The organism is Winogradskyella sp. (genome assembly GCF_025210595.1).
Lineage (GTDB): Bacteria > Bacteroidota > Bacteroidia > Flavobacteriales > Flavobacteriaceae > Winogradskyella.
In genome coordinates this window covers 1-15,254 of sequence record NZ_JAOARH010000137.1, presented here as the reverse complement: position 1 = coordinate 15,254, position 15,254 = coordinate 1, and the positions used below count along the sequence as shown (strand labels likewise).

12 protein-coding genes and 1 pseudogene are annotated in these 15,254 nt (G+C 31.2%); 4 read left to right on the top strand and 9 right to left on the bottom strand.

The genetic code is table 11. The annotated features are described in order from the left end of the window. Positions 1 to 520: prephenate dehydratase domain-containing protein (locus N4A42_RS13520; protein ID WP_294075034.1), on the bottom strand; the 520-nt coding region annotated here is incomplete at its 3' end. A gap of 306 nt (positions 521 to 826) precedes the next feature. On the opposite strand from N4A42_RS13520, the gene gldA reads away from it, so the two are divergent. After that, positions 827 to 1,723, top strand: coding sequence for a gliding motility-associated ABC transporter ATP-binding subunit GldA (gldA, locus tag N4A42_RS13515; protein WP_294075031.1), 897 nt, complete (start codon positions 827 to 829; stop codon positions 1,721 to 1,723). Here gldA and N4A42_RS13510 read toward each other — a convergent pair. From N4A42_RS13510 to N4A42_RS13495, 4 genes are all read right to left on the bottom strand, one after another. Further along, positions 1,720 to 2,193, bottom strand: coding sequence for a hypothetical protein (locus N4A42_RS13510; protein ID WP_294075027.1), 474 nt, complete (start codon positions 2,191 to 2,193; stop codon positions 1,720 to 1,722). The genes gldA and N4A42_RS13510 overlap by 4 nt on opposite strands. A 63-nt stretch (positions 2,194 to 2,256) precedes the next feature. Further along, entirely contained in the window at positions 2,257 to 3,000 is a 744-nt protein-coding gene (locus N4A42_RS13505) for a head GIN domain-containing protein (RefSeq protein ID WP_294075024.1), read from the bottom strand. After that, the gene (locus tag N4A42_RS13500; RefSeq protein ID WP_294075021.1) at positions 2,997 to 4,091 is read right to left on the bottom strand and encodes an acyloxyacyl hydrolase; all 1,095 of its coding nucleotides are present in this window, start codon (positions 4,089 to 4,091) and stop codon (positions 2,997 to 2,999) included. Before N4A42_RS13500 ends, N4A42_RS13505 begins: the two co-directional genes overlap by 4 nt. Before the next feature lie 231 nt (positions 4,092 to 4,322). After that, positions 4,323 to 4,943 (bottom strand): phosphoadenosine phosphosulfate reductase family protein, encoded by a 621-nt coding sequence (locus N4A42_RS13495; RefSeq protein ID WP_294075019.1) that lies wholly within the window; start codon positions 4,941 to 4,943, stop codon positions 4,323 to 4,325. 480 nt (positions 4,944 to 5,423) lie between these two features. Between N4A42_RS13495 and metK the strand changes: the two genes are divergently transcribed. Both metK and N4A42_RS13485 read left to right on the top strand, forming a co-directional pair. Then, positions 5,424 to 6,677 (top strand): methionine adenosyltransferase, encoded by a 1,254-nt coding sequence (gene metK, locus N4A42_RS13490; RefSeq protein WP_294075016.1) that lies wholly within the window; start codon positions 5,424 to 5,426, stop codon positions 6,675 to 6,677. A gap of 150 nt (positions 6,678 to 6,827) precedes the next feature. Continuing rightward, complete coding sequence (locus N4A42_RS13485; RefSeq protein WP_294075013.1) at positions 6,828 to 8,651, top strand: hypothetical protein; 1,824 nt, start codon at positions 6,828 to 6,830, stop codon at positions 8,649 to 8,651. 65 nt (positions 8,652 to 8,716) lie between these two features. Here the strand turns inward: N4A42_RS13485 and N4A42_RS13480 are convergent, their stop codons facing one another. The 4 genes from N4A42_RS13480 to N4A42_RS13465 form a co-directional block, all read right to left on the bottom strand. Then, complete coding sequence (locus N4A42_RS13480) at positions 8,717 to 11,488, bottom strand: TonB-dependent receptor (RefSeq protein WP_294075011.1); 2,772 nt, start codon at positions 11,486 to 11,488, stop codon at positions 8,717 to 8,719. Between the two features lie 78 nt (positions 11,489 to 11,566). Further along, a complete protein-coding gene (locus tag N4A42_RS13475) occupies positions 11,567 to 12,478 on the bottom strand; it encodes a GLPGLI family protein (RefSeq protein ID WP_294075007.1) in 912 nt (303 codons plus the stop codon). Between the two features lie 149 nt (positions 12,479 to 12,627). Beyond that, on the bottom strand, positions 12,628 to 13,494 hold the full coding sequence (locus N4A42_RS13470) for a GLPGLI family protein (protein ID WP_294075005.1): 867 nt from the start codon (positions 13,492 to 13,494) through the stop codon (positions 12,628 to 12,630). Between the two features lie 36 nt (positions 13,495 to 13,530). Next, the gene (locus tag N4A42_RS13465) at positions 13,531 to 14,214 is read right to left on the bottom strand and encodes a hypothetical protein (RefSeq protein WP_294075002.1); all 684 of its coding nucleotides are present in this window, start codon (positions 14,212 to 14,214) and stop codon (positions 13,531 to 13,533) included. Between the two features lie 117 nt (positions 14,215 to 14,331). Here N4A42_RS13465 and N4A42_RS13460 point away from each other — a divergent pair. After that, positions 14,332 to 15,254 (top strand): annotated as a pseudogene (locus N4A42_RS13460) (hypothetical protein); the annotation flags it as partial.

Here is a 15,254-nt window from a genome sequence, read left to right as displayed (position 1 = left end):
TTGGTAAAGACTGTATTTTGGTTAGGTTTAATTTGCAATCACTCATAACGTTGAGTATTGTAGCTAAGCTACCACGTTTATGATCTAATTCAAATTTTAAAGAAGCCTTATTAAGTCCTTTTCGTTCAACTTGATGATTTTGACGCTTAACAATAACAAAGCGTGTTTCATTATGCTTTATGATCTGTATTCCTTCTGCCAATATATTTAACTGATACATTTTTGCTGCATTTTTGCTTGCAATTGCAGCAATTCCTCTTTTCTTTTCTTCAAAAATCTGCTTCGCAACATCTGCAGTATCTTTAGCCTCTACTAGTTTTATATGCGGATATTTTTTTAGAAACATCTTACATTGCAATAAAGCCATCACTATAGTATCTGTTTTTCCATTTACCAACTTATCTACAGAGCCATCAAAAGACATACACTCAACAACCTCAATTTTTGGATTGAAGTATTCTTGAGCCACTTGGTGATGAAATGACCCTCTTATTCCTTGTATGGCAATAGACTTATTCAAAACTTATTTTCATTTTAAAAAGGTTTGAGCAAAAAAAAGTCTCGACAAAATCGAGACTTTAAAAAAATTATATTTTAATTAAAACATACTAAGCCTCGTCTCTTTCTGTTAAAAAGAAATAAAACCAGTTATAATATGTTTTTGATGTATGTATCATTAATTTATATTTAGCTAAAGTAATTAATATTTTTACAAATCAAAATTGTGAACAAATCTTTTTAAATTTAATATTACAGTTTTAAGGATTCAACAATAAATACTCAATACTATTATTTAATACTTATTTTTGAGTAAACATTTTCTACTATGTCTATAGAAGTTAAAAACATTTCAAAATTATATAAAGATCAAAAAGCGCTTAATAATATCTCTTTTAAAGTAAACGATGCCGAAATTGTTGGTTTTCTTGGCCCAAATGGAGCTGGCAAATCTACAATGATGAAAATTTTAACTACTTATATTGAAGCATCTGAAGGCTCTGCAAATGTTAACAATTTTGATGTAACTTCAGAAAAAAAGAATGTACAGAAAAGTGTTGGTTATTTACCAGAACACAATCCGCTTTACACTGACTTATATGTTAGAGAATATCTAAATTTTAATGCTAATGTTTATGGTACTTCTAAGTCTAGAATAAATAAGGTTATTGAATTAACTGGTCTTACACCAGAGGCTCATAAAAAAATTGGTCAATTATCTAAAGGGTACAGACAACGTGTAGGTTTAGCCAATGCTTTGTTACATAATCCTGAAGTGTTAATCTTAGACGAACCCACTACAGGTTTAGATCCAAATCAGTTAATAGAAATAAGAAGTCTTATAAAAACTATTGGCAAAGAAAAAACAGTTTTTCTATCTACACACATTATGCAAGAGGTAGAAGCCATGTGCGATCGTGTAATAATAATTAATAAGGGTGAAGTTGTTGCTGACAAATACCTAAAAGACTTAAGAGAAGGACAAGAACAAGTAGTTATTGTTGAGTTTGACTATAGAGTTGAAGATGCTTTTTTATTAAGATTGCCTAATGTAGCTTCTGTAAAAAACACTTATGGCTTTGTTTACGAAATCACCTTTTCTACTAAAGAAGATATGCGCTCTTATGTATTTGATTTTGCCCACGACAACGAATTAAAAATTCTACAACTTAATCAAAAAAATGCAAGTTTAGAAAGTCTATTTAGAGAATTGACAAACGTCTAATTACTGTTTTTGCTCTCATCTACAAACTTAAAAGTGTTATGACATACGATACAAGATTTTAGCATAGTATTAAGTTGTCTATGAGTTGTATTGAAATTTTTATATTTCAAAATACTATCTGCAATAATATCAAATTGATCATGTACACTAAATCCTAATTTTTTAAATTCTATAGGTAAGCTAGCCATGATTCCTTTTGGAGCATGATTAACTGCTTTACCTCCAGACTCCTTAGCTGCTTTATAGATAGCATCTGCATCCTTATAGATTATACCTTCATTTATTTGTTGTACACTTACTAAAAAACTTCTCATTTCCTTAAGTGCAAAATCTTTATTCTCTTTTGATAATTGAATTGCTATTCTATGATCATCGGACTTAACTACACGTCCTCTAAAAACGAAAGCATAAACTAAAAAAAGAGTACTGCAAAAAAATAAAACAGCTAAAATAATTGGAATCTTTTTCATATTAACGAATATAATATTATTGAATATATGAATAGAAATAAATGTTACATTTAGATTTTCTCATCATTCAAAAAACAACTGCCCTGTATAAATACGTTCTACATCTATTAAAGGCGGTTCGTTTACCGCAATAACATCTCCAGTTCCGCGGATTATTCCTGTTAAAGATTGAATAGGATTTACAATCATATCATTACTTCCTCTATGACTTAGTTCAATATGTTGAGCTGCTAAATGTTCTCCTTCAAAACGGCCAGAACCTGCAAAGAAACCAACAAACAAGTTTTCTGTAGCTCCATCTATATAAAATGACGAAATATTATTAGACAAGATTTCTAAATTTTCACTATTAACAGACAACCTAAAATCACCAACTGTAAAGTCAACATCTTGGTTATAATCTTCTGACAATAAACGCAAACTTTGATACGACAATACACCGTTTGAAGATACTTCGTATTGCGATGAGTTTATTATTTCTGTTAGATTAGGAGCTTCTACATAAACTTTTGTATTACCATAATCTCTTACATAGTTACAGTTGTTATCATCTGTAAGTACTAATTGATTATCTACAACTTCAGCTTTTACATCGTTTATTAAATTTTCACCTGTTTCAATGATTACTTTATATTCTGAAGTCTTTGTAATAATTAATTCCACACCTCTATTGACAATTATTTTTTCAAAATTAGATACTTCAGCCTCTTCTTGAATAATTGTTCCTGTAGTTTGAAAACAATCATTGGCATCTTCGCTATTGCAAGCAAAAATTAATAGTATGAGTATGTAAATCGTTTTTTTCATAACCTTACTCCAATTCCAAATTCAACAGCTTCTGCCTTTGCTCCATGAGACTTTAGGGTCATTGCTCCGAAAAATTTCTTTCCAAAATAACGCTTTAGGCCTATTCTCATATATGTTCTCCCTTCAAAATCAAAAGGATAATACACATAATAACCCAATTGCGTCTCTATAGATATTTTATTAATAAACAGCTCATGACCCACAAATAAGCCTACGCGCTTGTAATCTTCATCACCAGACACATCTAACTCAGGATAAGAAACCGATTGGTAGTATATTAATTCCTTTAAAAAATTAGAGAAAAAGACATCTGCACCAAACTGTATGGCACTAACATGACTTAATCGTTTATCTGCATAGGCCGAAAAAATATAAAACGGAAACTGACCACTACCTATAACATCGCTTTGGTTAATTCCGCTTCTAAATGCAATATTATATTTAATTCGTTCAGAGAATTTTTCATCATCCAAATCATTAATATATTCTGAATCTTCATCATCTAAACTATATATTAACCCTAAATTAAACGCAATTGTATTAACACTTGTGTTTGGTGCTTTTACGTTTGCATTAGAATAATGAATGAACGACAAACCTGTTTGCATACCAAATCGGTTAAAAAGACGTTCTTTTTTGTAATTCAACATCAGATAAGTTGCGCTTAATATGTGTGAGCCAAAAGCTACATTCTTATGATTTTTTACTTTATCATAAGGATTAGTATTATAGGATAGCCCTTGACCAATACGCAACATTAAATTACGTTTAAAAAAGTAAAAATTATAATGCGCAAAGAGCCCATAATTTTTTCCTAAAACGTCATTCTTTAAATCTTGATAAATGAAAGAAATACCATAATCTGGATAGTTATAACGTTGTTGCCAAGATTGGTCTCCAAAGGTTTTTTTATTCCAACTTAAAATAACACCATTTGGATGACCTTTTATTAAATGAAGAATATCATTATTATGAAGTGCAATATTGCCAGAAAAATAATTTAAATCGAAATATGAATCTGACTTATCATTGTTTTGAGAAAACAATGATAACCCTAAAAAAAATGTAAAAACGGTAAGCCAGTACCTCATAAATAAAAAGTTACCAGCAAAAGTAATAGAATAATTAAATAAACAATGTTGCTACTAAAGATACCACAGTTATCAATAACAATTTTACTGCAAATCTAAATTCAGATTTATTCTCTTTGATTAATTTCATGATTAATTGATGTTTTAAATTCAATACAAATATTAAATTCAAACATAAAACCATTGTTAAGTTAAGCCTAAATAAGTGTTATGCTTTTTACACGGTTTTAATTACACTAAATGTATACCACACTCTCTATTCTGAAGTGCTTTTATAGGATCGAAATAATCTAAGTTTTTTGGTAATTGATGCTCAGAAATATAGGCATCTAATTCCTTATCGGTCCAGTAATAAAATGGACTTACTTTAAGAATACCTTCTTTACTATAACTTAAAATATCTTTCTTATCTCTGTATTCTGTCTGTCTAACTCTAATGTTGGTGAACCAAACCTCAGGATCTTGCTCTTTTAACGCTCTTTTAAAAGGTTCTAGTTTTACAACCTCAGAAAAATGCTCATGATTATCGTCTTCTAACGTTGGCAAACCAATAGTGTTCTCAATCTCTTCTTTACTTAATACAGAGTGATACTTTAAAATATTAAGCCCATAAGTGTTTATTAAATTAGATGCATGATCGTATGTACTAGAACTATTAAACAAAGTATCGCACCACACTACTCTTATATCTTTATCGTGCTTAGACATAGTACTTAATAAAACAGCAGAATAAACACCAAAACTTGTTGTAACTATTCTATTATTTGATAAACTTAATGTCCAATTTATAATTTCATCTGGTGTATTATTTCTTAATTCTTTGTTCCAAAAATCTATATCTAATTTTATCATATTTCTTATTAATATTTACCAAAACCTACTTTATTAAAAAGCATAGTTTTTCATTTAGAAATTTAGTATTCCAATCCTAATTTAGCTTAATGCTATTTTATGTTTTTTAAAGAACTTTTTTCTGAAATAAATCAGAGTAAAAAAGGGAAAAGAAATTGAGTACAAAAATATCGATTAATTTAATCTTTTAATGTGAAAAAAATCAAAAAAAACAGTGCCAGAATTAAAAATAATCAACTCTAAACAAGGAGATATTAACTTTTTAAAACAGTAAAAAAGCTAAGTAAAACGAATTAACTAATTAATTAAAAATGTAAAAAGGGTTTAAATTAAATTTTCTACTTTTGTGGACTTGTTTATAAAGGAAAAATTTGTCTGATTGCAACCTTATAAAAAAATGCTAAAGCAGTAATTAACCGACTTCTTTAGCGACCAAGCAATTCAAATTTTCTTATTTTTAAAAAACCAAAATAGAGACTTATGTCATATTTATTTACTTCAGAGAGTGTATCTGAAGGACACCCAGATAAAGTTGCGGATCAAATTAGTGACGCATTAATTGATAACTTTTTAGCTTTTGATCAAGACTCAAAAGTAGCTTGTGAAACTTTAGTAACTACAGGACAAGTGGTATTGGCTGGAGAAGTAAAATCTAAAACTTATTTAGATGTACAAAAAATTGCCAGAGAAACCATTAATAAAATTGGTTATACCAAAGGTGAATATATGTTTGATGGGAATTCTTGTGGTGTATTATCTGCAATCCATGAACAATCAGAAGACATCAATCGTGGTGTAGATAGAGCTTCTAAAGAAGAACAAGGTGCTGGTGACCAAGGAATGATGTTTGGTTACGCGTCTCGAGAAACTGAAAACTTTATGCCTTTAGCCTTAGATTTATCGCATCGTATTTTGATAGAACTAGCGGCTTTACGTAGAGAAAATAAAGATATTAAATATTTAAGACCAGATTCTAAAAGTCAGGTGACTATTGAATATAGTGATGATAATGTACCACAACGTATTGATGCGATAGTCGTATCCACTCAACATGATGATTTTGGGGATGATGAGACCATGTTAGCTCAAATTAGAAAAGACATCATAGAGGTTTTAATTCCAAGAGTTGTTGCACAATTACCAGAAGGTATTCAAGCCCTATTTAATGATGACATCAAATACCATATCAACCCAACAGGGAAATTTGTGATTGGTGGACCTCATGGTGACACAGGATTAACAGGACGTAAAATTATTGTGGACACCTATGGTGGAAAAGGCGCTCATGGTGGAGGTGCTTTCTCAGGAAAAGATCCTAGTAAGGTAGATAGAAGTGCTGCTTATGCCACACGTCATATTGCTAAAAATTTAGTAGCTGCTGGTGTTTGTAATGAAGTATTAGTACAAGTGAGTTATGCGATTGGTGTTGTTGAACCTATGGGAATTTTTATTGACACTTACGGCACTTGTCCGTTTAACATGACTGATGGTGAAATTGCAGCAAAAGTTTCTGAAATTTTTGACATGCGACCAGCTGCCATTGAAAGTCGTTTAAAATTACGCCAACCAATGTATAGCGAAACTGCTGCTTATGGTCATATGGGAAGACAAAACGAAGTAGTTTCTAAGACCTTTACGCAACCAAATGGCGATAGTAAAACTATAGATGTAGAATTATTTACTTGGGAAAAATTAGATTATGTAGATAAAGTAAAAGCTGCTTTTGACATATAGAAAACATAGTCTTTAACACATAAAAGAGGTCTAAAAGTAGTTATTTTAGACCTCTTTTTTATTTTAAATAAAGGTAGGAATTTCAGAATTTTAATTGTTCTATCTACACAATGTCTTTAAGAGACTTTCTTTTAACTAAATCACTTACTTATGAAAAGAATTAAAAAATTCCCAAATCTTATTTTAATGCTTTTACTTTCATTGTTAATGGTTACTGCTTGCCAAAATGATGATGATAACTCCAACAACAACGGAGAGCAACAAGAAAATATCCCAGACACCTTCTCTGAATATTTTGGTAATGAAATCTCAAGAGATTTTATTGGTAATGTTATCGACAAAAACCATAATCCTATTGAAGGTGTAACAATAACTATAGGTAATGAAACAGCTATGACTGATAGTAATGGTATTTTCATTATAAATAATGTACCAGTCAGTGAGCGTTTTGGCTATATTAAAGCTGAAAAAACTGGTTATATTCACGCATCTCGAAGTGTCGTTCCTTCTAATGGCACAAACAAAGTCACCATTATGATGCTAGACGCAACCGTTACGGGTTCTGTAAATAGTGGAAGTTCAGATACAGTAACAGCTAACAATGGTAGTTCTGTAAGTTTTGATGGCAACTTTATTAAAGAAGATGGTTCTACTTATACAGGCTCTGTAGATGTTATTATGCACCATTTAGATCCAGCAGATGAGGATATGGCAATGCAAATGCCAGGAATGCTTTATGCCGAAAATGAAGATGGTGCAGAACGTATGCTTCAAACTTTAGGCATGCTTGCTGTTGAGCTTAGAGGTTCTGGAGGTGAAGATTTAAATTTAGCTGATGGCTCAACCTCAGAAATTAAAATTCCTGTAGATGCTAGTTTAATGAGTATAGCACCAGCAACAATTCCGCTTTGGTATTTTGACGAAACTAACGGTTACTGGAAAGAAGAAGGTTTTGCGACGCTTCAAGGTAATATGTATGTTGGTACAGTTTCTCATTTTAGCTTTTGGAACTGTGATATTCCAGCAGAAGCAATTACCCTTTGTGTGACTGCTACAGATGAAAACAATAACGTATTAAACAACTTAAACATAACCATTACTAGTGCAACTTTTGGAACAAGAAGTGGATATACAAATGATAATGGTGAAGCATGTGGCTATGTACCAAGCAATGAGAGTTTAGTACTTAACGTTTACAGTTATAATTTATGCGGAGATACTCCTTTGCATACTGAATCTATTGGTCCTTTTAATACTGACTCTAACATTACAGTTATTATACCTGATAATCCTGACGTTATTCAAGAGACGGTTGTCGGTACGTTTAATACTTGTGATGGCAACTCAGTAACTAATGGTTATGTTCAATTAACCTATGGAAACCAAACGTTTACTGATGCTGTAACAAATGGTGATTTTGAAATCAACCTGTTAAGATGTTCAGATAACAATACGTTCTCTGTAGAAGGTAGTGATTATACCAACTTACAAACCACAGATAGTATTAGTTATACATTTACGTCACCTTCAACAGATATCGGAACAATAACGGCTTGTAATACAGTAACGGAATTTATAGAATACACTATAGATGATGGAGATAGTGTTATTATTTTCGAAAATATTTCAGTTAGTTTTTATATAAATAGCCCTAATACCAATGGTCCTACCATAGACATTTTTGCGTCTAGTAATGATCAGGAAAATTGTTATTATATGTATGGAATTTTAAATGACACTAATTATTTAGGGACTTATAACAACTATATTTTTGATATGGGAACAAATGACACAGGATTTTTTATTGGCGAATGCCTTAGTGTTTCAAATGAAAACAATAACATCACATACAATCTAACTGCTTTAGGCGACGTTGGTGAATATATAGATATTAACTTTAGTGGTTCTTATGAGGATTGGGATGGTAATCCACATACCATCACTGGTGTTGTACATGTGCTAAGAGATAATTAATTAAGTTAGGGTAAAAAGACCTTCTCTAGTCACTAAACGTAGTGAAAATAGAGAAGGCTCTTTTTTTATAATGTATAAGTCATCCTAAACGTAATAAAGCGTGGTTGAATAAAGGTCTCTGAACTAAATACCGAAATAGTACCAGCGCCATTGCTAATATTAGAATCGATATCTAATAAGTTTGAAGCTCTTAAAGAATACTCCCAGTTGGCATCTCTATCTTTTCTATAACGTAAAGATGCATCCCAAGTTTTAAATATTTCTGTTTGCCCATTACTTTCTTGCTCATTATAAGTAAACTCAGTAACAAAAGTTAAAGCATCCCAGATGTAAGCATCAAACTCTATAGATGGTGCTCTCGTAATAAACTTTGTAGTATTACTCCCTTGTTCGTTATCTCTAACCGTATATCTATAACGCAATCTTACATTTGGTGCTTCTCTAAAATTAGTACGCAACTCTGGCGAATACGATTGTGTAAAACTCTCATTTAAAGATTGTCTTCCTTGAACAAACTGGTTTAACTTACTATAATTAAAATTAGCTCCTAAACGTGCTCTAAACTTCCCAAAAGTACGCTCTACTCTACCAAATAGTGAAGCATTCTCATCTGCAAATTGAGAGTTGAAGTAAGTACTAGTTCTTATAACGCTTTCAAAATCGGTTAAGGATCTAATTTGATCTTCATTTATACTATAATTTAAGCCTGCAAATACGTTGGTATAATTAAAGAGGTTAAAACTATTATAGAATAACCTAAAATTATGAGATAAAGCATTTTGCAATTCAGGATCACCAAATTGAATGCTATTATAATTATTAAGCACTAAACCTTCAGCAATATTGGTGACATCTGTAAAAGTATTAGTCATATTATAGTTAAACTGTAAGGCTTCACTCTTTTTAAACTGAATACGCATTTCAAAATCTGGTAATACATTAAAGAAATTATCTTTATAAGTATCACCTCCTTGCGTATTTTGATTACTATAAGCATGAAAAGACACACCAGGCGTAAAGGTGAATTTACCAGTTTTAAAACGGTAATGCACACCTAAATACACATCACTAAACTTATATTCTACATCGTCATTTTCAGCAGACAATACATTACCTTCTAAATCCGTAACTGATGGTGTTGGATCTATACGTGTACCATCATCTAAAAATTGAAAAATATTAGAATTAAACCTTTGATTGCTAAATATAGTTCCTAACGTTAGGTTAATATTACTTTTAGAGTTCAAAATATTATAGTAATCTAATTTAGCATCTAATTGGTTGCTCTTAACACGCCTTTCTTGGTTAACATCATAACTCATTTGATCTAAATCTAAACCTAATCCATCTGCTGTATTATCAAAGGCATCATTATTATTTGTTGGATCATTAACCAATAACGCATTATAAAATGGATCTTCATCCTTTAATAAATGTTGCACCTCTAAAGCAAAGATGTTATTTTCATTTAAAGTGTAATAATAATTAAGGTTTTGATTGATACTATAAGGATTTACCTTATCTAGTTGGTTTGTATTTCCTACCACAGAAGAAAACAGGTTTTGTCGTTCTTCGTCATCTGATGTACGTGCCAAAACATCATAATCTAACTGATTATTAACGTTTGGCTTATACGAAGCACTCAACTTAGCTATAAATTGATTAGTGGCTTCTGTACCTGTAGACACAGTTTCCTCATCTGGTGGAATACTAGTAGATTCATCTATTGGTGTGCTAGGATCATCTTCTACTTCGATGTAATCGAAGAAACTTTCTTCTCTAGTTCTTAAACGACTGCTATTGTATATTAAAAATCCACTAAGGTCTAAAGCTTTATTTGGTGAGTAACTAAAATTTGCAGATCCTAACTTAGTAACTACTTCTTGCGAATTAGCAATACTGGTTAAACCACCAAGGCCATTATTACCTAGATTAATACTGGTACCACTTGTTCTACTAGGCAATCTAAATCCACCACCAAAACCTCTCAAATCTCTATTAGTTAAGGCAACTTCACCAATATTATTCATATCTCCAATAATGTTGATACTGTATTTTGGACTGTAATAAAATAATTTTGGTTGTACTAAATACAACTCGTCATTTGGTGAAGGTGCAGTACCAACACCTGCGGTAACATCTCCAAACCAAAAGTTCTTTTTACCTTCTTTAAGTTTAATGTTAATAGCTACATTATCTTGATTATTCTGCACACCACTTAATTGACCAACCTCAGCATAATTACGTAACACCTGTACTTTATCTACCGCATTTGAAGGAATATTCTTTGTTGCTAATTTGGTATCACCATCAAAAAAATCTTTACCTTCTACCATAATTTTAGAGACTGTTTTTCCTTCAACCTCTATCTGTCCATCATCATTAATTTCTACACCAGGTAACTTTTCTAAAACATCTTCTAGTTTTCGCTCCGACCCATTTTTAAAAGAATCTGCATTATAGACTAAAGTGTCTCCTTTTATTGTTACTGGCATTTCGTAGGTAAGCTCAACAGCATCAAGAGAATTATCTGGCAACAAATTAAAATCTTTTATGATGTCTTTTTCTGTTGTGGTAACAACCTCTTCATGAGTCTTTAAGCCAATATAACTTACTTGTAATTTATATTTACCATTTTTACCCAGAGACAAGATATATTTTCCTTTATCATTGGTTATAGCATAAGACTCAAGTCCGTTAGTTTCTTGATTAATTGCTATTACATTTGCTAATTCTAAGGGAGCACCTATACTATCCTTTACAACTCCTTGCATTTTAATTTGAGCAAAAGAATTGCCTGCTACTACAATGCATAGTAGTATTAATAATTTTTTCATGTTTTAATTATTTTCTTTTGATTGATTAACTAATATGCTCATGAATAAGATCTTCATGAGTGTAGAATAATTAAGTTTTTAATGTCTTCTTCCTCTACCTCCACCAGAACGACCACCTCTACGACCTCCGTACATCTCACGCATTTCGTTCATTTTCTTAGTAATAATCTCATTATACTCTGTTTTAGTAACCTCATCACCTTTTTTAGGTTTTTCTATCTGCTCCTTTTCTTCTGGATTCATAACTATCTTAGTACATAAAATAGTTGTTTTATCTGCATTAACCTCTAAGATTAAACCTGGCAAACCCCAATAATCGTCTGGCCCTTGATTGACAGGTATTTGTGGTGTATACCAAGCCACGACCTCTATGGTTTTTGGCACCTCAATTTCGCTCATAGGATCATTATCCTTTTTTATAGAATCATTAGTTTTCCCTCCCTCTTTTTTATCTTTAGCGTCTCTTCCTCTACCACGTCGTCTCATACTTCTCCAATCAAATTCATCTACAGTTTTTGTAGCGGTAGCTTTAAAACAAGTATACTGACCAATTTTTTTGGTTTCAGTGCCCATTTTCCATTCTAGAGCTTTTAACTCATCTTTGATTAAAAACTGTTTCCCAAAAAACTCCTGGTCTTGTAATAACTCTTGAGATTTTACATTTTTATATTTTGGACCACCTGTAAAACTGCTTGCAAAACTTCCCCAACCCCTTCCAGTTCCTGGTGTTTCTAACTTCTCATCCTCTTTATAAATAGACTCTTCTTTATTAAACGTTAAGATGTATTCTTTTTCGAGAAAACTTTTCATACGCTCTTGGATACGCTTTTTTTGCTCTGGGCTCATTTCTCGTCCTCCCCATTCATCTAAATCCATAGTAGTTTTGGACATGTAATAGGCTTTACCTTGAAAATCTTGCTGAGCAACTAAGCTTCCTGAAGCGAAATGAAATGCAAATAATAATGAGAATGTTAGAAGTGTCTTTTTCATCTTAAAAGTTTGGTATTTGATGACTAAAGTTAATTTTTTAATTCTGATAGTTAAATTATGACAATTAAAATTTAATCATTTTAATATTGGTTTAGACTTCTTTAGATGATAAATGTAAAACTAACTTGCGTTAAACTTGTGTTAATGCTTTATCCACCGATAGAAATACTAAAGCTATTACCATCGTTTCTATCTCCCTTTTTAGGTCTGTAACGCTCCATCATTTCTTTTGCTTTCTTTTCCATAATGGCTTCGTATTTTTCTTGATTAACCTCCTTACCTTTAGTAGGTTCAGTAATTTCAACCTTCTCTTTTGGATTCAATACAATTTTACTACATATAACGGTTAAATCTCCATCATGCACTTCTAAAATTAAGCCTGGCAACCCTTGATAATCGTCTGGACCATTATTTATAGGAATTTGTGGTGTATACCATGCCGTTACTATACTTTCTTCTAGTTCTGGCTCAGTATCAAAATCATTATCTCCACCATCTTCACTAGATATAGTTATTGTCTTTGGAACCATCTTAGTATACGTCGCCTTATAGCAAGGATATTCGCCAATGTACTTGGTTTCCGAACCTAGTTTCCAATCTATTTTTTCAATATGGTCTTTTACTAAAAAGATTTTTCCGTAGGTATCTACTTGTTCGGCATAACGCTGTTCTTTTGTGTTCTTATAAAGCACATCAGATCCACCACCATCTCCTATGGTAACAATTTGAATGCTACCTCCTAAACCAACATTTGGTTTATCTAACTCTACCTCTTGCTTATAAATTGATTCTTCTTTATTAAAAGTTAGAATAAAAGTTTTCTGAAATTGCTTTTTCATCATTTCCATCATCTTAGCATGCATTTCTTTTGACACATCAGGATTACTTGTACTATCCATCTTAATATCGATTTTTCGTTGCGTTTTGTAAGTCGCCACTCCTTGAAAGTCTTGAGCACCAACAGCAGAAAATACCATTGATAATGTCAAAACTAAAACTCTAATAATTGTTGCCATTTGATTGATAATTTTAAAATTTAATTATTGTTTTTATTATTTACTGGTTCTGTATTCGCCTTTCTTTAGCTTAGCTAATCCTATCTTAATACGTTCTAAATTTGTGTTTTCAACATCTTCAATAAAAGGTGGAACAATCGTATTTGTTTTTGGATCAAATTCATCACCTGTTCCATAAAGTTGATTTTTTCCATATGCTTTTTTCCTCATGTTATCTACATAAGTAGCATACTTAATTGGTTCTAATCGTTTTGCATTGACCTCTTCTAAAAGTAAAGTTTGCATTTTATCTATGGTCTCCATTGGTGTATGAAACAAAAAAATCATTGGATCTACTATAGAATCTAACATTGTCTTATTGACCCATCCATACTGTTTTATTATATCATAAAGCCGATTAGTATTATTTAAATCTATTTTGTTTTGAATACTCCAAAGAGAATCTTCTTGTGCTTTAGAAATTTCAGATCTATAAGATTGCTTAAAACTTATAAGATCTTTAATAGAAAGCTTATTGACGCTATCAATTAAGTTTTCATTAAAAGTTCCGAGAGAAATGTATGATCTGTTTTTTTGATCATTTGCTTTCATTTCGTTTAACTCAGTTATTAGCGCTCTTTTAATTGAATCTGTTAATTGACCCTTTACTACATCATCTTGCTTTTCTTTGCAAGAGAAAAAAGACAAAAAAAGAATGGCTATAAAAACTGATTTTTTCATATTCTGCAAATTATTTATGATACAAATATGAACACAAAATTCATCCTATATAGTTAACTAGTGTTAACGTGTGTTAACCGATTCGCTGAACTAAATTGTAACATTTACTTTTGGAGTATGAATGATAAACGCTACCAATGGATTTTATACACAATTACAACAGTAATAGTTATTACTATTGGCATTCAGGCATATTGGAATTATCATAATTACCAGCAAAACAATCAGCAAGTAATGAATGATATTCAATTGAGTTTAGATAAAGCTGTTGAAAATTATTATTCACAACTATCTAAAGAAAATTACTTTACTCTTGTTAGAAGTTACGACGAGTGCACTAATTTCAACAATGAAGAAATTGATTCTACCACAGTGCCTTTTAAAACCAAGGACACTATAAACCAAGAGTTTAGCATCTCTGCTTTTTCAATAGACAGTGATGATTTTTATAACATCGATAGTTTAGACGAAAAATTTATATCAAAACTTTTTGATGAAAATGATTCTATTATTAATCAAATTGACACTATCAGTAAAAAAATTAAATCCGCTAAATTTACACAATTATCAAATGACAAATCATCTGCACTTACTTTCACTAGAGATAGTAGTATTGTAGAAAAAAATACTGTTTTTTGGGGTAAAAAAGCAAGCGATAGTCTAAAACTAATTCAAGGTTTATCTACCATTTTTGTTGCTTTTCAACAAGATTCTTTAGATTACAAAAAACTAGACAGTCTCCTAATTTCAGAATTAAATAACAAAGGCATTAAGAGTGATTATTATCTACATCATTTGGTCAATAAAGACACTTTATTTTCATCTAAATCAACAAAACAGCCAACCTATGGCTTGAAAAAAAATGCAGCATCTACATATCTAAAGAATGGCGAGAGCGTAATTTTAAACTTTGAACATCCTGTCTTAGAAACATTCAAAAGAAGTACACTTGGCTTAATTCTGTCAATGCTTCTTGTTCTAGGAATTGTTAGCTGTTTATTTTATCTTTTAAAAATCATTAAGCACCAGAAACAATTAGC

Excerpts from the sequence above, each read along its gene's own strand:
- gldA (WP_294075031.1), top strand. The coding sequence starts at position 827 with ATGTCTATAGAAGTTAAAAACATTTCAAAATTATATAAAGATCAAAAA.
- N4A42_RS13510 (WP_294075027.1), bottom strand. The coding sequence starts at position 2,193 with ATGAAAAAGATTCCAATTATTTTAGCTGTTTTATTTTTTTGCAGTACT.
- N4A42_RS13505 (WP_294075024.1), bottom strand. The coding sequence starts at position 3,000 with ATGAAAAAAACGATTTACATACTCATACTATTAATTTTTGCTTGCAAT.
- N4A42_RS13500 (WP_294075021.1), bottom strand. The coding sequence starts at position 4,091 with ATGAGGTACTGGCTTACCGTTTTTACATTTTTTTTAGGGTTATCATTG.
- N4A42_RS13495 (WP_294075019.1), bottom strand. The coding sequence starts at position 4,943 with ATGATAAAATTAGATATAGATTTTTGGAACAAAGAATTAAGAAATAAT.
- metK (WP_294075016.1), top strand. The coding sequence starts at position 5,424 with ATGTCATATTTATTTACTTCAGAGAGTGTATCTGAAGGACACCCAGAT.
- N4A42_RS13485 (WP_294075013.1), top strand. The coding sequence starts at position 6,828 with ATGAAAAGAATTAAAAAATTCCCAAATCTTATTTTAATGCTTTTACTT.
- N4A42_RS13480 (WP_294075011.1), bottom strand. The coding sequence starts at position 11,488 with ATGAAAAAATTATTAATACTACTATGCATTGTAGTAGCAGGCAATTCT.
- N4A42_RS13475 (WP_294075007.1), bottom strand. The coding sequence starts at position 12,478 with ATGAAAAAGACACTTCTAACATTCTCATTATTATTTGCATTTCATTTC.
- N4A42_RS13470 (WP_294075005.1), bottom strand. The coding sequence starts at position 13,494 with ATGGCAACAATTATTAGAGTTTTAGTTTTGACATTATCAATGGTATTT.
- N4A42_RS13465 (WP_294075002.1), bottom strand. The coding sequence starts at position 14,214 with ATGAAAAAATCAGTTTTTATAGCCATTCTTTTTTTGTCTTTTTTCTCT.